Origin of the sequence: Pseudomonas floridensis, assembly GCF_002087235.1 — a bacterium.
Classification (GTDB): domain Bacteria; phylum Pseudomonadota; class Gammaproteobacteria; order Pseudomonadales; family Pseudomonadaceae; genus Aquipseudomonas; species Aquipseudomonas floridensis.
The window spans coordinates 23,737-45,848 of record NZ_MUIO01000092.1; the positions used below are offsets into that span (position 1 = coordinate 23,737).

Annotated in this window: 20 protein-coding genes and 1 pseudogene; 7 read left to right on the plus strand and 14 right to left on the minus strand. The window is 60.3% G+C overall.

From position 1 onward, the window contains the following. Window positions 1–28 precede the first annotated feature (28 nt). Both BZK31_RS21540 and BZK31_RS21545 read left to right on the plus strand, forming a co-directional pair. Complete coding sequence (locus BZK31_RS21540) at window positions 29–919, plus strand: LysR family transcriptional regulator (RefSeq protein ID WP_083185259.1); 891 nt, start codon at window positions 29–31, stop codon at window positions 917–919. Window positions 920–1,129: 210 nt separating this feature from the next. Beyond that, window positions 1,130–1,354 (plus strand): hypothetical protein, encoded by a 225-nt coding sequence (locus tag BZK31_RS21545; RefSeq protein ID WP_083185260.1) that lies wholly within the window; start codon window positions 1,130–1,132, stop codon window positions 1,352–1,354. Window positions 1,355–1,421: 67 nt separating this feature from the next. On the opposite strand, the gene BZK31_RS21550 is transcribed toward BZK31_RS21545, so the two are convergent. The 8 genes from BZK31_RS21550 to BZK31_RS29530 form a co-directional block, all read right to left on the minus strand. Continuing rightward, window positions 1,422–2,333 (minus strand): AraC family transcriptional regulator, encoded by a 912-nt coding sequence (locus BZK31_RS21550; protein ID WP_083185307.1) that lies wholly within the window; start codon window positions 2,331–2,333, stop codon window positions 1,422–1,424. Window positions 2,334–2,358: 25 nt separating this feature from the next. Then, window positions 2,359–3,327: an XdhC family protein gene (locus BZK31_RS21555; protein ID WP_083185262.1), complete on the minus strand. Its 969-nt coding sequence runs from the start codon at window positions 3,325–3,327 to the stop codon at window positions 2,359–2,361. A gap of 42 nt (window positions 3,328–3,369) precedes the next feature. Next, on the minus strand, window positions 3,370–5,760 hold the full coding sequence (locus BZK31_RS21560; protein ID WP_083185264.1) for a xanthine dehydrogenase family protein molybdopterin-binding subunit: 2,391 nt from the start codon (window positions 5,758–5,760) through the stop codon (window positions 3,370–3,372). Continuing rightward, window positions 5,757–6,749 carry an FAD binding domain-containing protein gene (locus BZK31_RS21565; RefSeq protein ID WP_083185266.1) on the minus strand — a complete coding sequence of 331 codons (993 nt, stop codon included), beginning with the start codon at window positions 6,747–6,749 and terminating at the stop codon, window positions 5,757–5,759. Before BZK31_RS21565 ends, BZK31_RS21560 begins: the two co-directional genes overlap by 4 nt. After that, the gene (locus BZK31_RS21570; RefSeq protein WP_083185268.1) at window positions 6,746–7,234 is read right to left on the minus strand and encodes a (2Fe-2S)-binding protein; all 489 of its coding nucleotides are present in this window, start codon (window positions 7,232–7,234) and stop codon (window positions 6,746–6,748) included. Before BZK31_RS21570 ends, BZK31_RS21565 begins: the two co-directional genes overlap by 4 nt. A gap of 107 nt (window positions 7,235–7,341) precedes the next feature. Further along, window positions 7,342–7,677: a hypothetical protein gene (locus BZK31_RS21575; protein ID WP_157900775.1), complete on the minus strand. Its 336-nt coding sequence runs from the start codon at window positions 7,675–7,677 to the stop codon at window positions 7,342–7,344. Between the two features lie 78 nt (window positions 7,678–7,755). Further along, window positions 7,756–8,850, minus strand: a complete 1,095-nt coding sequence (locus BZK31_RS21580) for an NADH:flavin oxidoreductase/NADH oxidase (RefSeq protein ID WP_083185272.1) — start codon at window positions 8,848–8,850, stop codon at window positions 7,756–7,758. Next, window positions 8,847–9,110: a hypothetical protein gene (locus BZK31_RS29530; RefSeq protein ID WP_157900776.1), complete on the minus strand. Its 264-nt coding sequence runs from the start codon at window positions 9,108–9,110 to the stop codon at window positions 8,847–8,849. Before BZK31_RS29530 ends, BZK31_RS21580 begins: the two co-directional genes overlap by 4 nt. A 40-nt stretch (window positions 9,111–9,150) precedes the next feature. Between BZK31_RS29530 and BZK31_RS21590 the strand changes: the two genes are divergently transcribed. The 3 genes from BZK31_RS21590 to BZK31_RS21600 all read left to right on the plus strand — a co-directional run bounded on the left by BZK31_RS21590 (window position 9,151) and on the right by BZK31_RS21600 (window position 12,935). Continuing rightward, window positions 9,151–10,350, plus strand: coding sequence for an MFS transporter (locus BZK31_RS21590; protein ID WP_083185276.1), 1,200 nt, complete (start codon window positions 9,151–9,153; stop codon window positions 10,348–10,350). Between the two features lie 282 nt (window positions 10,351–10,632). Then, on the plus strand, window positions 10,633–11,979 hold the full coding sequence (locus tag BZK31_RS21595; RefSeq protein ID WP_083185278.1) for an LLM class flavin-dependent oxidoreductase: 1,347 nt from the start codon (window positions 10,633–10,635) through the stop codon (window positions 11,977–11,979). After that, window positions 11,976–12,935: a D-isomer specific 2-hydroxyacid dehydrogenase family protein gene (locus BZK31_RS21600; RefSeq protein ID WP_083185280.1), complete on the plus strand. Its 960-nt coding sequence runs from the start codon at window positions 11,976–11,978 to the stop codon at window positions 12,933–12,935. The genes BZK31_RS21595 and BZK31_RS21600 overlap by 4 nt, the downstream gene beginning before the upstream one ends. A gap of 60 nt (window positions 12,936–12,995) precedes the next feature. Here the strand turns inward: BZK31_RS21600 and BZK31_RS21605 are convergent, their stop codons facing one another. The 6 genes from BZK31_RS21605 to BZK31_RS21630 all read right to left on the minus strand — a co-directional run bounded on the left by BZK31_RS21605 (window position 12,996) and on the right by BZK31_RS21630 (window position 20,361). Beyond that, window positions 12,996–13,430: a RidA family protein gene (locus tag BZK31_RS21605; protein WP_083185282.1), complete on the minus strand. Its 435-nt coding sequence runs from the start codon at window positions 13,428–13,430 to the stop codon at window positions 12,996–12,998. Between the two features lie 46 nt (window positions 13,431–13,476). Then, a complete protein-coding gene (locus BZK31_RS21610) occupies window positions 13,477–15,057 on the minus strand; it encodes a flavin monoamine oxidase family protein (protein WP_083185284.1) in 1,581 nt (526 codons plus the stop codon). Window positions 15,058–15,080: 23 nt separating this feature from the next. Continuing rightward, window positions 15,081–16,028, minus strand: a complete 948-nt coding sequence (locus BZK31_RS21615) for an ABC transporter substrate-binding protein (protein WP_083185286.1) — start codon at window positions 16,026–16,028, stop codon at window positions 15,081–15,083. A gap of 31 nt (window positions 16,029–16,059) precedes the next feature. Next, complete coding sequence (locus BZK31_RS21620; RefSeq protein ID WP_083185287.1) at window positions 16,060–16,854, minus strand: amino acid ABC transporter ATP-binding protein; 795 nt, start codon at window positions 16,852–16,854, stop codon at window positions 16,060–16,062. After that, window positions 16,847–17,833, minus strand: coding sequence for an amino acid ABC transporter permease (locus tag BZK31_RS21625; RefSeq protein WP_083185289.1), 987 nt, complete (start codon window positions 17,831–17,833; stop codon window positions 16,847–16,849). The genes BZK31_RS21620 and BZK31_RS21625 overlap by 8 nt, the downstream gene beginning before the upstream one ends. 80 nt (window positions 17,834–17,913) lie before the next feature. Then, window positions 17,914–20,361 carry a TonB-dependent receptor plug domain-containing protein gene (locus BZK31_RS21630; protein ID WP_083185291.1) on the minus strand — a complete coding sequence of 816 codons (2,448 nt, stop codon included), beginning with the start codon at window positions 20,359–20,361 and terminating at the stop codon, window positions 17,914–17,916. A 711-nt stretch (window positions 20,362–21,072) separates the two neighbouring features. On the opposite strand from BZK31_RS21630, the gene BZK31_RS30645 reads away from it, so the two are divergent. Together BZK31_RS30645 and BZK31_RS30650 are read left to right on the plus strand one after the other, a co-directional pair. After that, a complete protein-coding gene (locus BZK31_RS30645; RefSeq protein WP_415639688.1) occupies window positions 21,073–21,222 on the plus strand; it encodes a hypothetical protein in 150 nt (49 codons plus the stop codon). A 15-nt stretch (window positions 21,223–21,237) separates the two neighbouring features. After that, window positions 21,238–22,107: pseudogene (locus BZK31_RS30650) on the plus strand (HAMP domain-containing protein); the annotation flags it as partial. Window positions 22,108–22,112: the final 5 nt, after the last annotated feature.

Here is a 22,112-nt window from a genome sequence, read left to right on the forward strand (position 1 = left end):
CGACCAGCCAAACCGCACCGGAGCCCTCATGTCTTCTGCCCTGCCCGACCTCAAACTGCTGCGTATCTTCGCCAGCGTGGTACGCCATCAGGGGTTCGCGGCAGCGCAACAGGAACTCAACCTGTCGACCTCGGCAATCAGCACGTACATGAGCCAGCTTGAAACCCAACTCGGTCTGGTGCTGTGTCATCGCGGACGCGGCGGTTTCAGTCTGACCAGCAAAGGCGAGCTGTTTCATCAGGAAACCTTGCGTCTGCTGGCGGAACTCGAAGGCTTCGAGCGCTACAGCGCGGCCCTCAAGGGCGACTTGCGAGGCACGTTGAACCTCGGTGTCCTCGATTCCACCGTCAGTGACCGGGCACTGCCGCTGGCCGAGGTCATCGGGGCGTACAGCAAGGAGCATCCCGCTGTGCACCTGCACCTTTCAGTGCTCAGTCCGGCGCAACTGCAGCTGGGCTTGCTGGAGAATCGTCTGGATCTGGCCATCGGTGCCTTTTCCATCCGCATGAACGGTTTGATGTACCAGGCGCTCTACCGCGAACAGCACTGGTTGTATTGCAGCGACCGACACGAGCTGTTCGAGCAACGGCGGATCCCGGCTGAAATCATTGCCCAGCAGCGCATGGTCGGTCGTGGCTACTGGAGCCAGTCCGAACTCGCCCGTCACGGCTTCAAAGACAGCGCCGCAACGGTCGAATCGATGGAAGCGCAGCTGATTCTGGTGCTCTCCGGGGCTTATATCGGCTATCTGCCAGAGCACTATGCGCAGTTCTGGGTGGATCAGAAGCGCCTCAAAGTCCTGTTGCCTGCCACCTTCGGCTATCAGGCACCCTTTTCCCTGGCGCTGCGACGCGGCCGGGCAAGAGAACCTTTGATTCAGAGCTTCAGGGACCGGTTGAAAACCTGGTTCGAGGCTTAGCACCTTCGCTTTTCACTCAGCCAGCACGCCCAAAGCCTGCGGTGAGTCATCAGCGTCAAATCCTCCATCAGATCAGGCAAGAAAGCCGCTGGATCGGTGTATTGAAGCCATTGCCTTCCTGTGAATATGGCGTGCGTATCTGCAACCGTTCAATCGTTCGGGACTGGCCGATACACCTCATCCATGCAGTGAACTTCAATCAGGTGTTCCATGCCCGACAACCCGAAGCAGGCTGATGCGCTCAGGAGGCAGCGCATTTACAGGGAGCGTCAACGCGCAGACGGATTCAAGCAAAACACTCTGTGGATTCATATCGAGTGTGAGTTACAGGGCCGGATGGCCGCGAGAGAGGGAAAGCCGTTTCTTCCCTTTCTGTCACGTGATCCGTTGAGCTGGATGATCGGATGGATGAATGAAATGTTGAGAAATCGCTGAAACCGTTAATGGCCAGGGAATGGCCCACTCGCAGTGCCTGATGCGCATTTCAAGGCGCTCTGTGGGCTTAAAGCAACCGCATGCGCTTGATGTCGCGTTGCGGCGGCTCGCCGAACAGTCGGCTGTATTCGCGACTGAATTGAGAAGAACTTTCATAGCCGACCAGTCCGCCAGCACTGCTGGCGTCCACGTTCTGGCTGAGCATCATTTGGCGGGCTGCCTGCAACCTGAGCTGCTTCTGATACTGCAAGGGGCTCATGCCGGTAACGGCACGGAAATGCTGGCGGAACGTGGATGGGCTCATGTACGCGGACGCGGCCAGGTCATCGACCTTGAGTGATTGCCGAAAATTGACTTTCAGCCACGAAACCGCTCTGGCGATCTGCTGACTGGGCGACCCTGCGCTCACAATGTGTAGCAACTGACGGCCGTGGGCACCGCTGAGCAGGCGAATCACGATTTCTTCGATGATCAGCGGAGCAACGCTCTTGATCAGACAGGGTTCGTCCAGCAGACCTGCCAGACGTTCGAGTGCGTGCAGGATGTTCGCGTCCAGCGCATGGACGGTAATTGGACGAAACTCTTCGTCCTTCATTCGTTGAGATAATTTCAGTCGCTCTGCCACGCCCACCACCATGGAACTGTCGAAGGTCAGGATCATGCCCAGAAAGGGATGCGCGGAACTGGCTTTGGTCACGTTTGCAATGACGGGAATATCGACACTGGTGACCATGGATTGGCCTGGACCATAGGACAGCACGTCTTCACCGACCATGACCTGCTTGCCACCTTGCAGGGTCAGGCCCAGACCCAGTCCGTAGATGCAGTGCAACGGCACGGTTGCCGCACTGCGACGATGGAAACTGAGGCCGGGTATGTCACTGAAATGATCGCCGTCGCTGCGCAGCAGCCGCGCCGCGCGCTCAGCCAGAACACTTGTGTCGTTGCCAGCAGGGAAATGTACAGAGGCTGAGTTCATCATCTTTCTTCCGGATTCAACACGACTAAAGTGCGTTTGTGGCAACGCCATTACGTACCCGAACGATGTCGGACATTACCGCCAGCGCGATTTCTGCAGGCGTTTTGCTACCTAGGTTTAGCCCAATGGGCGCATGAATGCGACGTGCCTGATCGTCGTTCAGGCCACCGATGCGCCTGATCCGCTCCATGCGCTTTTCGCTGGTTCGTTTTGAGCCCATGGCACCGATGTAGAACGCTTTGGTCCTGACGGCCTCCAGCAGCGTCAGGTCGTCCAGCCGAGGATCGTGAGTCAGCGCAACGATGGCGGTCGCTTCGTGACAGCCGTGTCGAGCGATGTAAGCCGCCGGGAGTGTGTCGATCAGCGTGACGCCGGGGAGCTTGAACGTTGATACGACTTCAGGGCGAGGGTCGCAAACGATGACCTCGTACCCCAGCGACACTGCAAAACTGGCACAGAACTGCGCAACCGGTGACAAGCCTGCGATCAGCAACCGTTGAGCCGCGCCCATGCGCAGGTAAACGGCATCGGCGTGTACCCTGACGGGCGCACACCCCTCATCTGCCGGGATGATGTGCGCCTGACTCGATCCCAAGGTCACCTGACGCACGATCAGTCGATGGCCCTGGAGCGCGCCCGACAGCCTGCTGAAGTGTTCGAGACTTGCGCAGTCAGGTTCGAAATATTCGACCAACACGTCCAGCACGCCGCCACAGGGCAACGCCAGGTTTGGAGCCAGGCCACCCTCTCCGTAGCGAACGATCTGACTGACTCTCTCAAACTCCCGGCGACCGAGCCGCTCCAGGAAATCATCCTCGACGCAGCCGCCGGACAGTGAGCCGACGGACTGTCCGCGCTCCAGCGCGACCAGCAGGGCACCTGGACCACGGGGCGCGGAGCCGAACGTGGACAGAACCGTGCATAGCCAGACACCCTGCCCTTGCTCGAGCCAGGCTGAAGCCTGCTGAACCACTTGGAGGTCCAGGCTATTCATGGCGTGCTCTCGCAGAACCCGCTTGCAGGGCGTATGTACCGATCATGTCAGCAGTTTGTCCATTGTGAAGGGCAGATCACGAATGCGCTTCCCAGTGGCGTGATACACCGCGTTGCCAATCGCCGCCGCCACCCCCACGATTCCCAACTCGCCTACCGCTTTACCGCCCAGTGCGCTGGCTTGCAGATCAGGCACACCGACATCCAGGGTGATGATCTCTGGAACGTCCGCATTCACCGGCAGCACATAATCGGCCAGATTGGCGTTGACGATCCTGCCGTCACGCGGATCGATATGCCCCTCTTCAAACAGGGCCTGACCGATGCCCATGATCATGCCGCCCATCCACTGGCTTTCGGCGAGCCTGGGGTTGTAGACCCGCCCGCTGTCAAAAGCCGCCACCATGCGTTTGACCCTTATGGTGCCGAAGTCTTCGTCGACCCTCACTTCGACGAAATGCACGCCCCAACTGTGGGCTGAAACACCACCCGTAGTGGGCAACAGCATCTGACTGAACCCATGCGCTGCGGCATCCCGATCCGCCTCTGTGGCCCCGGCCTTGAAGGTATCGGTCGATATGTCGAAACGCTCCTTGCCAACCGCTTTCAACAGATCCCCCAGAGAGAGACCATCCCCGGGCCGCTGTGACGGTTTGATTCGACCGTTCTTGAGCACCAGGTTGGCCACATCCATACCGTGCAACGGCGATTTAGGGTGGGTGGTCGCCACCCTGAGCAATTCGGCACGGGCCACTTTTGCCGCTTTGTAAACCGCCCCGGTGAGGTTGTTGGCCAACTGGGATCCCCCGGCGACCGGGGCCCTGGGCAAGTCGGTGTCGCCCAGTCTCACCCGGACTGAGCCCGTCGGCACATCGAGCACTTGCGCTGCGGTTTGCGCCAGAATCGTATACGTACCGGTGCCCAGATCCGTGCCGCCACTGAGCACTTCAATCAGCCCATCACGATGGATGACGATTCTGGCTTCACCCGGCGTGCGCCACACCGGGTAAGTACCCGCGGCCATGCCCCAGCCGATCAATTCACGGCCTTTGCGCATTGAACGCGGCTGCGGATTACGCTGCGCCCAGCCAAACGCGTTGGCGCCTGCTATATACCCTTCGCGTAGCCGACGGGTGGTCCACGGGATATTGGCTTTCGGGTCAACTGCAGCCCAGTTTCTAAGCCTCAAGTCGATCGGATCGATGCCCAGTTCACCAGCCAATTCGTCCATTGCCGTCTCCAGGGCATAGGTACTGATGTTCTCGCCCGGCGCGCGCATCCAGCCAGGGTTGACCGTGTTTACCGGGATGATGCTATGACGAGCAAGCATATTGGGCGTGGCATACATCAGTGCCGTGACCGAAGTGGTCGGCTCAAGATGGATATCGTCTATGGCCGTTTCATTCCAGCCCTCGTGCAGCACCGAGACCAGTATGCCTTGCGCAGTCGCGCCCAGTGCCAGCTTCTGGCTGGTCCGTGGTCGTCCACCGAAACCGGTAAAGGTCTGCGGACGCGTCAAAGACACTTTCAACGGACGGCCCAGCGCCTTGGCCGCAGCGCAAGTCATGGCCACATGCGGATGCGGAGCCACCCTGCAGCCGAAACCGCCGCCAATGAACGGCGACACGACTCTGACCCTGGCGATATCGAGCCCCATCCACTGCGCGATAACCGCGCGCGCCCCGCCTACCCACTGGCTTGATTCGTAAACGGTGAGCGTATCTTGCTGCCACTGCGCGATGCACGCGTGGGGTTCCATCGGCGTGTTGTATTCGCGGGGCGTGGAATAGATACCTTCGACCTTCACCGCAGCCGACGCCATGGCTGTCAGGGCATCGCCCCATTTGGCTTGCAGATCATCTATGGGCTGGGGTTTGGCCTCGGCGTCGTCGGGGTTGATGATCGCGCGAGTCGGTTCGTAGCTGACCTTGAGCAGACTCGCCGCTTCAGTGGCCTGCTCGAAAGTCTGCGCCACGACCAGGGCAATGTGCTGACCATTCCAGCGCACCCGATCATCCTGCAACGGCGTGAAATTCTCGGTGGCTGCGCCGCCCTTGATAAACGGCGTCGCGGGTTGAATCGCGAGCGGGTTGAAGTGGGTGTAAATGGCAATGACACCCGGCGAGGCATCAGCCTGGCGCGTGTCAATTGCGGTAATCCGTCCGGCAGCAATCGTCGACTGGACCGCAACACCGTAAAGCATGCCATCGATGACTTGCTCGATGGCGTAACGGGCTTCGCCTCGGACCTTGAGTCCGCCGTCCTGTCTGGGCGCGCGTTCTCCAATCGAGCCGTTGGGTTGTCTGACCGTCAGCGGTTGAGCGTGGCCGGTCAACGGATTAAATGCCAGTCCCGATACCGCGACAGCGGTGCCTGCGGCAGCGGTCTTCAGCAACGTGCGTCGATGAACATCGGGGTTGAAGAGATCGTTCATGCCAGGCCTCCCACTGTCATCAATGCCCGGGCGACCACGCGCGGAGCCAGAACGATCTTGAAGCCGTTATGTTCACGCGCTTGAGCGCCATCGACCGCGTGAAGTGCGGCATCACGCACCCGCTTTTCGGACAGGGGTTGCCCGATCAACGCTTGCTCGACCTCTCGCGCTCTCCACGGTTTGGTTCCGACGCCGCCCAGGGCGATACGGACATCCTTGAGGGTGCGACCATCGGCCTCGAATTCGATACCGACCGCCGCGCTGGCGGCAGCGAATTCATAAGACGCACGATCACGAACCTTCAGGTAATGAGAGCGTTTCAATGCCGGCACTACGGGCACGTCCACCGCGACGATCATTTCGCCGTTCTGCAAATCGTGCTCAATGTCCGGACGCGTGCCCGGCGGTCGGAAGAAGTCGTCGGCGACCACTTGACGATCTGTCACGCCATGAATAGAAATTCTGGCATCGAACGCCACCAGGGCCACTCCCAGGTCGCCAGGATAGGTTGCGATGCAGGCGTCGCTCACGCCGAGCACTGCATGGTTTCGATTGAACCCGTCCAGCGCCGCGCAACCCGATCCCGGATTGCGCTTGTTGCAAGCTGGATAAGCCGCCGGGTCACGAAAATACGTACACCGTGTGCGTTGCAGCAGGTTGCCGCCGATCGACGCCATGTTGCGCAATTGCGCAGATGCCGCACGCCACAGTGCTTCGCTCAGCACCGGTGCCTGAGTCTGAATCCGCTGGTGGGCCGCGACCTGGCTCATCCTGGCCGATGCGCCGATATGAACCTTTTGCTCATCGACCGTGATCTGGTCAAGCCCGCGCAGACGGCTGATGTCGACCAGACGAGCCGGACGCTCCACACCGCATTTCATGAGGTCCAGCAAGGTGGTGCCACCCGCCAGAAAGCGGGTTTCGGGTAGGCCGCCAGCCTGGCATGCGCTGTCGATATCAGGAGCACGAATGTAGTCGAACGCTCTCATGCCTTCACTCCTTGCAGTCTCGCTGCAGCGGTCCGCACGGCGGTGACGATATGAGGGTAGGCGCCGCAGCGACACAGGTTGCCACTCATGTACTCCCGGATCTCGTCATCCGAACCCGTATGACCTTCGCGAATGCAGGCGACGGCTGACATGATCTGACCTGGCGTGCAAAAGCCGCACTGGAAAGCATCGAACTCGACGAACGCAGCCTGGACCGCGTGCAACGTACCGTCAGGCTGGGCCAGGCCTTCAATGGTCGTGACGTCGTAACCATCAACCTGCGCAGCGAGGGTCAGGCAGCTCAAGACCCGCTCGCCGTTCACATGCACGGTGCAGGCGCCGCACTGGCCGTGGTCGCAACCTTTTTTGGTGCCGGGCAGAAAGGCATGCTCGCGAAGCGCGTCGAGCAATGTCGTGCGCGACTCAAGCTCAAAAGCCTTTGACTGCCCATTGACGTTGAGCTGAAGTCTATTGCGGTCTGCCATGATGGCCTCTCCGTTAAGGTCTGGCGCAAGTATGCGCGGTCGGTCAGGGCTGGAATTGCCTGATCGGCGGTGTTTATTGCCCGATCCGACGAGGGTATGGCCGCGCTTTACAGAGCGGATGGCGCGCCGGGAAATGCAACACTTGTCCGAAAGATGACTTGGCGGACCTGGAAATCACGCACGAACTGAAGCAGATCGGTTTCCCCGGCCACCGGGCAGGCCAGGGCCTGCTCGCCGTGCTCTTTGGTCAACCAGAAAAGCTGCAGGTGAACCTCGCCTTCGTGTTCGCCAATCTGTATGCGCGACCCCACGAACCCTGCGTGCCTGCTGGTGAAACGATCCACTTGCGCCATCAATGCCTCGACCAGCTGCGCTGAAGTCTGCACACTGGCGAGTATTTCCATCGACTGGTTGAACCCCGTTTCATGTATTGAAGTACTCACGGATCCCCCCTCGAGAAAGCTCGGCACGACAATCGGCAAGGCGCAGTTTTTGGCAGGACGCACAAGCGTCAGGGGCCATCACTCCGCCCAGTTTTTTAACCAGTAGGCGTAAGGTGTCGGTAATACCGAGGCTGGGTCAGTGACCTCCAACTCGCGTGCTGCCAGGAACGGCCAGTGAGGATTGGCCAGAAGCGTGCGTGCGAAGCAGACCAGGTCGAGTGCGCCACTGCGTATGAATTCATCCGCCTCGCTGGCCTGGGTAATCATCCAGCTGGCACTGACCGGCAAGCCCGTTTCAGTTTTTACGCGCTCTGCGAACGGCACCAGAAAGTTCGGCCCCCAAGGCACGGGCTCGCTGGGGACCACGAGACTCAGCGAGCAGTCAATGAAATCGACCCCGTCGTCTTTCAGCCAGCGAAGCACCTGGCGTGCTTCTGCCATCGACGCCTCAAGGTCATCGGCAAAATCGACCACGCCAAATCTCACCGCCAGCGGCAGATTCGCCGGCCAGACGCGCCTTACAGCAGCGACCGTTTCGCGCAGAAACCGTGCACGATTGGCCAGCGACCCGCCGTAGTGATCCGAACGATGATTGGCTGTTGGCGACAGGAAGCTTTGGCCGAGAAAACCATGGGCAAAATGCAGTTCCAGCCATTCGTACCGAGCGCTGAGTGCGCGCACGGCGGTGTTCGCGAAGTCATTCTGGACCGCAACAATCTGATCCACAGTCATCGCGTCGGGAACGTAGGAAGAATCAGGCATATACGGCAACGCGCTGGGTGCAACCGGCTGCCAGCCTTCTGCACCGGACTCAACGAGCGGAGCACCACCCAGCCAGGGCGGCGTGCACCCGGCCTTGCGGCCCGCATGACCTATCTGAATGCCAGGAACGGCGCCTGCGCCTTTGATGAACGACGCGACATCGGCGAAGCCGGCAAGCTGCGAGTCATGCCACAGTCCCGCGTCACCCGGTGTGATTCTTCCTTCGGGATTGACGGCGGTGGCTTCAACCATCACCAGACCTGCCCCGCCTTTGGCGAGCGTCTCGTAGTGGGTCTTGTGCCAACCGTTCAAGGCTCCGTCGACTGCCTGATATTGACACATCGGCGACGCCACTATGCGGTTACGCAGGGTTACGCCTTTGAGTGTGTAAGGTGAGAACAACGAGGTCATGGGCTCATCCACTGGGTGATTTGAATGAGCGAATTATGCTGCGCAGCGGTGCCTGTTTTTTGCCGGATCGGATCGACAGATTGCACAAAATGACGAGCTTTCAGCCGCGTCATTGGCTGTATAGCCATGCCACCCACAAGGTGCTCAACAAAGGCGTTACGGGGTTTTCGGCTGACCTGTCCTGTTTCAGCGGCTTGCGTCAGCATTACGCACAGCGAATAACAATATGCCTGATGTCGATTTGACCAGCCGGTCAACATTCCCTACCGTGACCGACCTTTTCCCCCGCCCGAGACGCTGATGACTACCCGCTCCACATTGCCTCCAACCGTCTACCTGCTGGGTTTGACGATCTTTTCCCTGGTTACTGCCGAGTTCATGGTTGCAGGGATGATGCCCGCGCTGGCCGACGCCTTCTCCGTCAGCCTGGCGCAGGTCGGTAACCTGATTGCTTACTATGCGCTGGGCATGGCGCTGGGTGGTCCGCCGGTCACGGTGCTCCTGCTCTCCAGAGGCATCAGCAATAAACGCGCACTGGTCTGGCTGCTGACGTGTTACGTGCTCGCGGGTGCCGTGGCGGCGGCAGCCCCGAGCTATGCAGTGCTTGCCGTGGCACGCATCGTCATGGGAATTTCGAGTGCCGTGTGCATCGGATTGTGCATGACCATCTGCGCCGGACTGGTTGCGCCTGAAGGCCGTGGTCGCGCAGTGTCTGTCGTGCTGGCCGGGCTCATGCTCTCTCCCGTCATCGGCGTTCCGATGACCACCTGGGTTGAGCAGCATGTCGGCTGGCGTGCCAGTTCCTGGGCGGTCGTCGCGCTGGCCATGCTGTGTACCGTATTGGCGACACGCCGTCTGCCAGCCATCCAGAAAGGTGGCGAACCGCCGCTGAGTCAGCAGTGGGCAGGTTTGAAAAACCCAAGGTTGTGGGGGGCTTACGTCACCAGCGGCCTGATCATTGGCGGCACGTTCGCAGCGTTCAGTTATTGCACGCCGATCCTGATTCATGAGGTCGGCATTGCACCGACGCTGGTTGCTCCGGTTCTCGCCATCTATGGCGTCGCCAACCTGCTGGGCAACATGATCGTGGGCCGCTTTGCGGATCGCTACACCTTTCCTGCCCTGGCTTGGGGGCTCGGCCTGATGGTGCTGGCATTGGGCGGCTTCGCCTTGGCGGGTGATCATCTGTGGCTGAACCTGGGCTGTTTCTTCGCGCTGGGGCTGACAGGTGTTGCCTTGAACCCGGCGATGGTTGCGCGGGTCATGAAGGCGGCCGAACCTGCTGCAATGGTCAACATCCTGCACACCTCGGTGATCACCGCAGGCCTGGCGTTTGGCAGCTGGGCCGGTGGCGCAGTGATCGATGCCGGGTATGGCTTGCGTTCGCCGCTCTGGGTCGGTGCGGCGATGGCGCTGGTAGGCTTGCTGAGTCTGCTGCCTGCCGTGAAGTCGATGAAGCGTGAACAAGTGGCATCCGAAACTGCTCAATGCACCTCGTAAAATGCATTAGTTAAATAATGTGTTCATTAAGATATAACCAGAAAGACTTTTACAGTACATTTCTACACGGTTAGGTTGACGTCCGGACCGACCCCTTCCTCCAGGCGGAGGCACACGATTAGCGATAACTGCCGCCTGGAGCCTGCCTGTCATGAAACCCCACATCTCTTACGCGCAAAGCTGCTGCCCCTCCATGAATTCCGGGCGGTGGCTCGTCACCCTCTGTGCGGTCGTTTCTGGCCGACTTACCGAACATGATGCGACTGATACAGGAGTACACCCATGAGCAAGCAACGCCAACTGAAACTCGGTGCAATGGTTCATGGCGTCGGCCACGGCTGGGGCGAATGGCGGCACCCGCAGGCCCTGACCAATGCCAGCGTGAATTTCGACTTCTACAAACAGCAGGCGCAACTGGCGGAAGCGGCGAAACTCGATTTCGTGTTCATCGCCGACAGCCTGCACATTCACGAAAAATCCAGCCCGCATTACCTCAATCGCTTCGAGCCATTGACCATTCTGTCCGCGCTGGCGGCCACGACTCGCCACATTGGCCTGGTGGCGACCGTTACGGTCAGCTACACCGAACCCTTCCAGGTTGCCCGCCAGTTCGCCTCGCTGGACCACATCAGCGGCGGGCGTGCCGGCTGGAATGTGGTCACCTCCTGGCTCAGCGGCACGGCCGACAACTTTGGCAAGGCCGAGCATCCGCCGCATGCCGTGCGCTACCGCATCGCCAAAGAGCACGTCGCGGTGGTCAAGGGTTTGTGGGACTCCTGGGAAGACGACGCCTTTGCCTACAACAAGCAAAGCGGCGAGTTTTTCACGCCCGGCAAGCTGCATACGCTGGATCACAAGGGTGAGTTCTTCTCGGTGAAAGGCCCGTTGAACATCGCCCGCTCAAAGCAAGGCCAACCGGTGATTTTTCAGGCGGGCACCTCCGAGGCGGGCCGCAATTTCGCCGCGCAGAACTCCGACGCGATCTTCGTCCACGCGGAGTCGTTCGATGACGCCCGTGTCTACTATCAGGATTTGAAACAGCGCGCCGCCAGCTTTGGTCGCAACGCCGACACGCTGTCGATTCTGCCAGGCATCCGTCCGATCGTTGGCCGTGATGAGGCCGAGGTGGAAAGCCGCTATCGGCAAGCGGTGAAGCTGGTGACCATCGAGGACGCAATCGTCGCGCTTGGCCGCCCCTTCAATGACCATGACTTCAGCCAATACCCACTCGACGCGCCATTTCCCGAACTGGGCGATCTGGGCTCCAACAGCCAGAAAGGCGGATCGGACCGCATCAAGCAACTGGCCAAAGACGAGGGCCTGACGTTACGTGAAGTTGCCCTGCAATTCTCCAGGCCGCGCCGCGATTTCGCCGGCACCCCTGAACAGGTGGCCGATGCAATACAGACCTGGTTCGAACAAGGCGCCGCAGACGGTTTCATCATCAACTCGCTGTTACCCGACGGTCTGGCGTATTTTACCGAGCTAGTGGTACCGGTGCTTCAGCTGCGCGGGCTGTTTCGTGATGAGTACAGCGGAGACACGCTGCGTGAGCATCTTGGCCTGGAAGTGCCGGTCAATCGTTATGCCAGCGTCGCTCAGGAAGAGCACAGCGAGGCACTGGCATGAGTCAGCTCGTCATCGCCAGCCAGCTGGATGAACAGTTCAACGAGGTCATCCGGCAGCGCCTGGAGCGCATGTTGCCGGGTGCCCGCCTCATCAGCGTGCCGACCGGCGTGCCCAGTGATCTGCCCCCTCAGGTCAGTGTTCTCCTGGCGCGACCGATCAATGTGCGCGGCTATCAGGCGCCTGATACTGCGCCTCCCGGCTGGCCCTACGGGCTCAAGTGGATTCAGGTGGTGTCGTCGGGCATCGACTTTTACCCCGACTGGTTTTTCAACGGGCCGCCTGTGAGCACCTCACGTGGCAGCGCGGCGGAGAATATCGCCGAGTTCGCCCTTGCCGCGATCTTTGCGGCGGCCAAGCATCTGCCGGATATCTGGGTGCAGGATTCGCAGTGGAATTTTACCGCATTGACGCCCGTCAAAGGCAGCACGCTGGGAATTCTGGGGTTTGGCGCGATTGGCCGTAGCCTGGCGATCAAGGCCCATGCGCTGGGCATCAAGGTCATTGCCCTGCGTGAAAGCCAGACCCCGTTCGGGGTCGCAGGCGTGGAAGTTGCGCGGGATGTCAACGACCTGTTTGCCCGCTCCGACCATCTGGTGCTGGCGGCACCCTTGACCGCCTCGACCCGTCACATCGTCGACCGCGCGGTACTGGCGCAGGCCAGACAAGGTCTGCACCTGATCAATGTCGCCCGCGGCGGCCTGCTGGATCAGGAGGCGTTGCTTGAGGCACTGGATACCGGCCGCATCGGCCTCGCTTCGCTGGACGTCACCGAGCCCGAACCCTTGCCGGACGGTCATCGCCTTTATGTTCACCCAAAGGTTCGGCTTTCACCGCATACCTCGGCGATTTCCAGTAACAGTCACCATGAGATTGCCGACAGCTTCCTGGCCAATCTGGAGCGCTACCTGAAAGGCTCGGCGCTGGAGAATCAGGCGAACATGAACCGTGGTAACTGACGTGAAATGCAACAGGGCTTTGACGAACTCATGTCGAAGCCCTGTGTTCGCAAAGACCGGCTAGGCGGTTCTCGCCGCGACCGCTTCAACTTCCACCAACGCGCCCGGCAACGGCAGCGCCACTACCTGCAAGGCGGTGCGTGCGGGTTTGTTCGGCTGCTCAGGCGTTCCGAAAAACTGCGTGTACCCTGCTTGCAGGCCTGCGAAATCGAGCCTGCCGCCGGTTTCTTCAGCGCCCACCAGAAAAATGCGCAGTTGCACGATGTCACCCAGATCCAGGTCCTGCTGTCTGAGGATGGCTCGCAGCTTGTTGAATACCGAAACGGTCTGCACTTGCGTGCTGCCGTAGGCCGCAGGCGTTCCGGCCGGAGCCTGCGGATTGGCGAGGTCGGGCAAGGTGCCGCTGATGAATACCAGACTGGCTGAGGCCGGCACGGTCACCGTTTGCGAGATCGGGAAATCGCCGACGCTGGTGCGTTGAATGCTGTCGCTCATGGTAGTGCTCCTTGGATAACGGGATGTTTCGAAGGTGAGTGCAGCGTCACACCGCGATGGCTGCGCTGTGGCGTTGCCGGGTTACGTGGTCAGCCAGTTGCGCAACTACATGACGCGCCGAGTTGGCCGCCGATTCCTGCCAGATACCGACGCCGCTCTGCACCAGACCGTCGCCCGCGAAATACACCCGGCCGTAACCGGTTTCAAGCAAAGCGCTGGCATCAGCCGCAAAGTGCTCGCGTTGCAGCCATGGGCCTTCGCTGAACGGAATCTGCTCCCAGGACACTGCCAACGGATGACGCAGTTGTCTGGAATAACCGGGATGCAAGAGCTCAACGGCTTCGCGTGAAGTGGCGTGCTGTACGTCGAGTGGCAGCTTGCCGAAGGCCGCAGCGCCCTCGCCTGTCACGTAGCCTGCGATCAACAGGCCTTCAGCGGTATTGAGGTCATTACTCGGATACCAGAGCAGACGCGCCGGGTGGTCGATCCAGGATAGCCCGCCGTAGGTCCGGTAATCCGTTTCCCAGAACCGCGGCGATTGCCAGGCCACCTTGGTCGCCTGATCGTTGCGCGCGCTCGACAACGCGGTTTTGACCAGATCGCTGAAGTCGGTGTCCAGTCTGGCCAGCAGCGGCAATGGCAAAGTCGAGATCAGGTAATCGGCACGCGATACCTGCTCATGGCCACTGCGTTGATCGTGCCAAGTGACGGTCACGCCATGCGGGTGCTGACGAATGCTGTTTACCTTTGCATCGAGCTGTATCTGCCGGGTCAGGCGCTGATAAAAGGCATCCGTGATACGGTCCATGCCGCCTACCGGCTGGAACATGGTGGCGGAAAACTCGGGAAATTCGGTATGCAGCAAGGCGCCCCAGAGTTCGGGATGCAGCAGCCGCTCCAGTGCCAGCGGCGCAACGCTGCCCGGCAACGCACCAGGGTGGCTGGCCGACTCCAGATGACCGGCACGAATGCTGCCTTCGTACGTCAGCTCCTGTGACAGATCGCCGTACGCCTGTAAAAAAGCCAGCAGACGGCTGCGCTCTTCGGCGCTTAGCACGTCGTCCAGTGCGTCGCGCTGCACGGCCGTGGCCAACAGGCCCGAGACGTGACCACGGGCGTCATTGATGGCCTGACCGACAGAGAACGCCGACCGGTTGAGGTCCGGACGAACTTGCGCGCCGTGACTGCTATTGACCAGCACCTCAAGCGGCACGCCCAGTTCGCTGCAGTAATCGAGCAAGGTCCGATGCTGGCTCGGAATGCGCGCCGGCCCTGCGTTGAAATACAGGCCTTGATCGAACGCCACGGTCTGCGAGCGGCCGTCCTTGTAGTCGACACGATCACCATTGCGCAGTGTCCAGGTGCGGCCGCCCACCCGGTCGCGGGCTTCCAGCACCTGCACGTCGAAGCCTGCCCGTTTCAGCTCAAGAGCGGTCACCAGTCCGGCAATCCCGGCACCGAGCACCAGCACGCGGGTGCCCTGCCCCAGATCCTTTTGCAGCGTCAAGGTTTGCGGCCGCCGGTGCGACGAAGGCCCCAGACCCAGCACCGCGAGTGCCTCCCTGACCGCTTTGTCTCCGCCCACTGCCGCGAGGCTTGAAAGCGCTTCACGTCGAGTCAATCCCATGTTCGTTACTCCCCTGATAGGTGTCAGTCCGGCAGACCGGGCGGGTTGATAAGCGATTTGTCGATACGTTCCACATCCAGCCCCCAACGCTTGAGCACCTGGTCGTATTGGCCATCGGCGATCGCACCTTCCAGCGCGGTATTGATCGGCTGCACCAACCCGTTATCTTTGCGGGTGGTCACCGCGATGTCGGCTTTGAGCGGCCAGCCGCCGTTGACCACCCCGACCCGCTTGATGCCGCCGGTGATCGCCGCCGAGTAGGCGTAAATCGAATTGGGGCCGAACAGCGCGTCGCTGCGGCGAGACTGCACGGCCAGTTGCGCGGCCGCCTGATCATCGAAGTACTGCAAGGTCGCCGGTGCGATACCGGCCTTTTCGTTGGATTCGTTCCAGGCCAGCAGAACCTTTTCCTGATTGGTGCCCGAACCCACGATGATCTTCAGGCCGGCGATGTCTTTGGCCTCCTTGATTTCAGTGATCGGGCTGGTGCTCTTGACGTAAAACCCCAGCACATCCTGACGGTAGGTCGCGAAATCAAAACGTTTCTTGCGTGCTTCGGTCACGGTCACGTTGCTGATCACCGCATCGTATTTGCCGGAGCTGACACCCAGCGGCCAGTCTTCCCAACTGGTTTGCACCACGTTCAATTGCAGCCCCAGGCTGTCGGCCACCAGTTGCGCGGTATCGGCTTCGCTGCCGATAGTGGTTTTATCGTCACTGGCCAGCAGCGCCAGCGGCGGCCCTGCCGTGCCTGAAACGGCCACCGTGAACTTGCCGGGGTGGGCGAACTTGAAGCCTTGAGGGATCTGTGCGATGGCGGCCTCGTTGCGCGGCGCATGGATGCGCGCTCGATCGGGACTCAAATCAAATGTCTGGATGGCAGGTGTGCCGGTGCCTTGCGCGGCCAGCGCCGGCAGAGCAAGACTGACGGCGAACGCCAGGGCGGCCACTCGGGCGATTTTCAATGTCATAAACGGTCACTCCTTCGATCTGGCAGAAAAATCACAGCACCTTGCCAAGAAAGGCAGCGGTGCGAGGATGGCGTGGGTGCAGAAAAACCTGCTCTGGCGGACCTTGTTCGATCAGTTGCCCGTCGCAAAGAAACACCACGTGATCGGCTACTTCCCGAGCGAAACCGATCTCGTGGGTCACGATCACCAGCGTGACCCCGAGACGGGTCAGACCCTTGATCACGTCCAGCACCTCGCCGACCAGTTCGGGGTCGAGTGCCGAGGTGGGTTCGTCGAACAGCAGCACTTTGGGGTCCAGCGCCAGGGCACGGGCAATCGCGACCCGTTGCTGTTGCCCGCCGGAAAGCTGGCGTGGATACGCATCGAGCTTGTCGGCCAGACCGACTCGGGCCAGCAGCTGCGAGGCGTTGTCGCGTGCCTGTGCTTTGCTCCAGCGTTTGTGGGCCAGTGGCGCTTCGGCGATGTTTTCCCAGGCGGTCAGGTGCGGGAACAGGTTGAAGTTCTGAAACACGAAACCGATTTCGATACGACGCTTGAGAATCTCCCGCTCCTTGAGCTCATAGAGCAGATCACCTTTGCGCCGATAGCCGACGTATTCACCGTCGATGGTGATATGGCCGCTGTCGATTTTCTCGAGGTGATTGAGCGTGCGCAGCAGGGTCGATTTGCCGGAGCCGGAAGGCCCGAGAATCACTGTGACCTGACCCGGCTCAATGGTCAGGTCGATGTTTTTCAATACCTGCTGGCTGCCAAAGCGCTTGCCCACGCCCTGAATCCGGATTCGCCCGGCCCGCAGCTTCGGCGTGACAGTAGCCGCCTCAGTCATGAGCGCTCTCCTTCAACCAGCGACGCAGCCTTTGCAACGGCGTTGGCGGCAGAACCCGCGAAGTGCCCCTGGCAAAGTAGCGTTCGACGTAATACTGGGCGCTGGTAAGCACCGTGGTAATGATCAAGTACCAGACGGTGGCGACGATCAGCAGCGGGATCACCGCCTGAGTACGGTTGTAGATCACCTGCACGGTGTAGAACAGTTCCGGCAACGCCAGTACGTAAACAATGGACGTGCCCTTGACCAGACCGATGATCTCGTTGAACCCGGAAGGAAGGATAGAACGCAGCGCCTGAGGCAGGATGACCCGCAGCACGCGACGCGACGCGGGCAGGCCCAGCGCAGCAGCGGCTTCATGCTGACCGGCGTCGACGCCGATCAACCCGCCCCTGATGATCTCGGCAGTATAGGCCGCCTGCATCAGGCTCAGGCCCAGCACCGCCACCGTGAACTGGCTCAGCACGTCCACCGTCGACCATTGGGCAATAATCAGATCGGTGAAGGGCACGCCGATTACGATGTGGTCGTACAGGTAGGCGAAGTTGTAGAGGATGATCAGCACCAGCAGCGCAGGCATCGAACGAAAGAACCAGATGTAGCCCCACGCCAACGCGGCCAGCAGTGGAGAACCGGACAAACGTGCCAGCGCCAGCGCAGTCCCCAGGACGATGCTGAACACTGTACTCAAGACCGTCAGCAACAAGGTCTGCGCCAGGCCGCGCAACACGGACGGCGAGAAAAACCAATGGCCGAACACGCCCCACTCCCAGCGCGGATTGGTCGCCAGCGAATGACCGACCGCCAACAGCACCACAGCGGCAAATATCGATCCGGCCCAGCGCCAGGGATGTCGGGAGGGCACGATCCGCAGCTGACCGGCCGTGTCGTGATCTACGGCGTGTCTGGTCCGGCGCTGGCGAACGGGGTATTGATCCACTTCGGCGATCAGATCGAAGGGTTTGGCGACAATAGGCATGCACGGTTCCTCTCACGCGTTAACGGTCGGTAGGTTTTCGATGTCGAGCGGGACGACCGGACGTTGGCCGGGCGTCCGTCCTAAAAGGCGTAAGTCAAACGGGTGTAGTAGTAGCCCCCGGTGAAACCGAACGGCGAATAGGTTCCGTAACTGCTGACCATGGTGCTGCTGGGCACACCCTGTTTTTTGGGATAGATGTCGAACAGGTTCTTGGCGCCGATGGCAATATTCAGGTCCTGGGTCAGGTCGTAACCCAGGTCCAGATCGGTGATCCATTTGGCGGCGTACACCCGGTCAAGCGTGCGGTCGCTGGACGCGTTGACCTCCTTGTAGGCCCCGTAACGGGTCAACGCGAGGTTGAAATTAAAGCGCTCGATGCGCCAGTCGCCGCCGAGGATGAGCTTGGTTTTGGGTTGAACACCGGTGATCAGGTTGCGCGCTTCGCGGTCCAGCAAGTCGTACGAAGTCCCCAGAATCGAGGTGGATGCCTTGTAGTCGAGGATCTCGGTCTGGTTCCAGTTGAACGCTGCCGTCCATTTCAACGAGCCATATCGGCCAAGGTCCTGGCGGTAATTGCTGACCAGATCCACGCCTTTGGTGCGAGTGTCCGCGCCATTGATGAAGTACTGGCCACCGGAGGTTGCATTGATGCCGTTATCGAGCAGAACCTGAGTCACTTCATCGCCCAGCAAGGTGCCGGTCAGGGTGATGCGATCACGAAGATTGATCACGTAAGCGTCGGCAGTCAGGCTCAGGCGCTCCGATGGCGTCAGGGTGAAGCCGAGACTGAAATTGGTCGAACGCTCGGGCTTGAGGTCCTGCGCCCCTAGCGCCTTTGCTGCGCCCGACCCGACGGGCAGCACGCCGTAGTTGATCGACTGATAGGTGCCGTCGACGATGCCGTAGGTGGTCGAGCGGGCGCTGAACAGGCTGTTGGCCAGCGATGGCGCGCGAAAGCCGTTGCTTACCGTGGCCCGTACGGCAAATTGCGGGGTGAAGTCATAGCGGGTGGTCAGTTTGCCGCTGCGCGTTGCGCCGACGCCCTGGTTGTAATGCTCGTAACGCAACGCGGTGCCCAGGTACCAGTCAGGCACTGGATTGAATCCCGCGTCGACATAACCGGCGACACTGTTGCGCGAGGTACTGGCGGTTTCGTCCGGAGAAATACCGTTGGTGACCTGCGCGCCCGAGGACGCGCAATCGCCCGGCGCAACGCAATATTCGCCGTTTGCGTACGAGGCCCGATCGCCCTCTTGAACTTCATAGGCCTCGCGTCGATGCTCCAGCCCATAGGATAGATCCAGCGGCTTTTGCAGGCCGATATCGAAGCCGCGCTTGACGTCCAGGTTGGTGGTCAGCTCGCTGGCAATCCAGGTGCCGGACTTGAAATGGTTGGGTGTCGCCTCACCCAATGACGGGTTCTGGTTATGCCACGTGCCCTGCTCGGCCTCGTTGCGACCATAGGTCGTGGACAGGTCCCAATCCCACGCGCCTGACGTACCCTTGCTGCCAAACGCCGCCTGAAAGTCGTCTTCCTCGATGTACCAGGTGGGCGTATATCCCGCCGGGTAGCCGTTGGGCCCGGTGGTAATGGTGTTGGTAATGGTCGGCAGACGAAAATTCTGTCCCTGCTCGCCCTTGCGATGGGAATAGGTCGTAAAGGAGTACAGGCTCAGGCTGTCATCGATCGGCAGTTCGGCGTTATAGCCCAAGGTCAGCAATTCAGTCTTGGGCGTGCCGTATCCGCCATACGTGCTCCTGCCTGCGAGACCCAACGCCTGTTCTTCGGTGTAGCCGTTGGCGGACGCCTTGTTGTCGTCATTCTGGCTGCGGGCATCAAGCGCCAATTGCACGATACCGCCGTTGCCGATCTCGAAGCCTTTGTTCAAGCTCTGCTGGACCGTCTGCTTCTTGCCGTCATAACCGATACCGGCATTGCTGACTGAAGTGCCGCTGGTGTCGGCCTTGAGAATGACATTGATGACTCCGGCGATGGCGTCGGAGCCATATTGGGCAGCAGCACCATCACGCAGCAACTCGACATGATCGATGGCGCTGATCGGAATGAAATCCAGATCCGCAGGCGCGGCCCCCGTGTTGATGCCGTTGATGTTCAGGGTCGCGCTGGTGTGGCGGCGTTTACCGTTGACCAGCACCAGCACTTCGGCGGCGCTCAGGCCACGCAGGTTGGGGGCTCTGGCGATACCGCTGGCGTCCCAGCCGGTTTTTTCCGGCAGGGTCAGCGATGGAATGACCGCGCTCAAGGCCTCCATCAGGCCGGGTTTGCCTGTGCTCTGCAATTGCCTGGCGCTGACCACGTCGATCGGTACTGCGCTGCTGGCCACGGTACGTTGTTCGGCACCGCGATTGCCGGTCACGACGACTGCGGACAGTGTGCTGCCTTCGTTGACGGGCAGGGTTTGCGCCTGCACCTGTTCTGACAGCAATATGCTTCCGATGGCAACAGCCAACGGGCTGAAGCCCATGGCCGAAGCGCCTTGGCGAGCACGTTGTAAGACTCGTTTCATTTCCACTCCAGAATGGCCGCCATCATCGGCCATGCATCCAGCTTGCGCAGTCGGGCACTCACGCCGTCGCCATGACAACGCGGCTCGAGAGGTACTTGCGTGGGTCGGTTCTCTGCCGCAGCACTGAAAGATGCCTGCGCCAGAGCCCGCCGTTCAGGCTAGGCAGGCGGCGCAGTGGCGGGAAATGACAAAACCGGGGCAGCGCGTCCGTGACTGACCGGGCTGATGGCGAACACCGGGCAAAGGGGGTGGATAGGCAACATGCGTCGAACTCCCTTCCAACGATCTGCTACAGGGGGTGATGTGAATCACCCTGACATGCCGGGCAGTTTCAGGCTGTTGGCCGTGGCTGCGTTCTTTGCGGCATGGTGCTCAGATGCTTGATCTCGATAGGTACCATCCGGGGTAAGGGGTAGGTCGTAGAACTGCAACATAAAGGAATCGATAGTGAAAATATAATGCTGTTTTGGCATAAGCTAATATTACTAATAATCATGATATTAATATTAGATTATTCTTTATTTGTTTTTTTTGTTTCGGTATCGGTTCTTTCAGCGCTCGTCCACCGCTTGGTCGGCTAAACCTGCCAGACGCGCATTCAGATCTTCATATGACAAATGGCATTCATTAGTCGCCAAGCCTGCCGATAAGCCCTGCGCTGATTCCGCACCACAAGTCCCCGCGCCAGACACTCGAAAGGCTCTTACCCGCATGACCAGATCTCTGAAATTCAGCCACAAGATTCTGCTGGCTGCCTCCCTCGTGGTGATAGCCGCGTTCACGTTGTTCACCTTCTACAACGACTATCTGCAACGTCACGCCTTGCGCGAGCAGCTCAAGGAAAGTCTGAACCAGACCTGAGAAAGCACTGCTGGCAATATTCGCAACTGGCTGTCCGGACGGATTTTGCTGGTGGAAAACCTCGCGCAAACCACGGCAGTGCCGCTGTCGACGGACGCGCTGAACGTTGCGCTCGGTCAACCGACGCTGATTTCGACCTTCATGAGCATCTATCTGGGCAAAAGCGACGGTGCATTCGCCACTCAGCCGCCCGATGACATGCCGGGCGACTACGACCCCAGAACCCGGCCGTGGTACACCGGCGCTGTCAGCGCGGGCAAGACCATCCTCACCGAACCGTACCTGGATGCAGTCACCAAAGGCCTGATTATCACCATCGCCACACCGGTGAAATCGGGTTCGGCGGTGAGCGGCGTGGTGGGTGGAGACCTGAGCCTGGAGATCCTCGTGAAGATGATCAGCGCGCTGCGCCTGCATGGCGACGGCTATGCGTTTCTGGTCGATGCCGACGGTCGCATTCTGGTCCATCCTGACGCTTCACTCGCCATGAAAACGCTGGCTGACGTGTATCCGGTCGATACGCCCAGGCTGTCACAGGACATCAGCCAGAGCGAGTACGCAGGCAGGACTCAGATACTCACCTTCGCCCATGTGGACGGGCTGCCTTCAGTCAACTGGTATGTCGGTGTGGCCATGGACAAGACCAAGGCCTACGCCACGTTGAGCGAGTTCCGGAGTTCGGCGGTCGTGGCCACAGTGATTGCCGTGGTGCTGATCATCGGACTGCTGGGGATGCTGCTGAGCGTACTGATGCGTCCGCTGAATCTGATGGGCCACGCCATGCACGACATTGCCGCAGGCGAAGGCGACCTGACCAAACGCCTGACGATTCAGAGCCAGGACGAATTCGGTTATCTGGGCAACGGATTCAACCTGTTCGTGGAACGGAT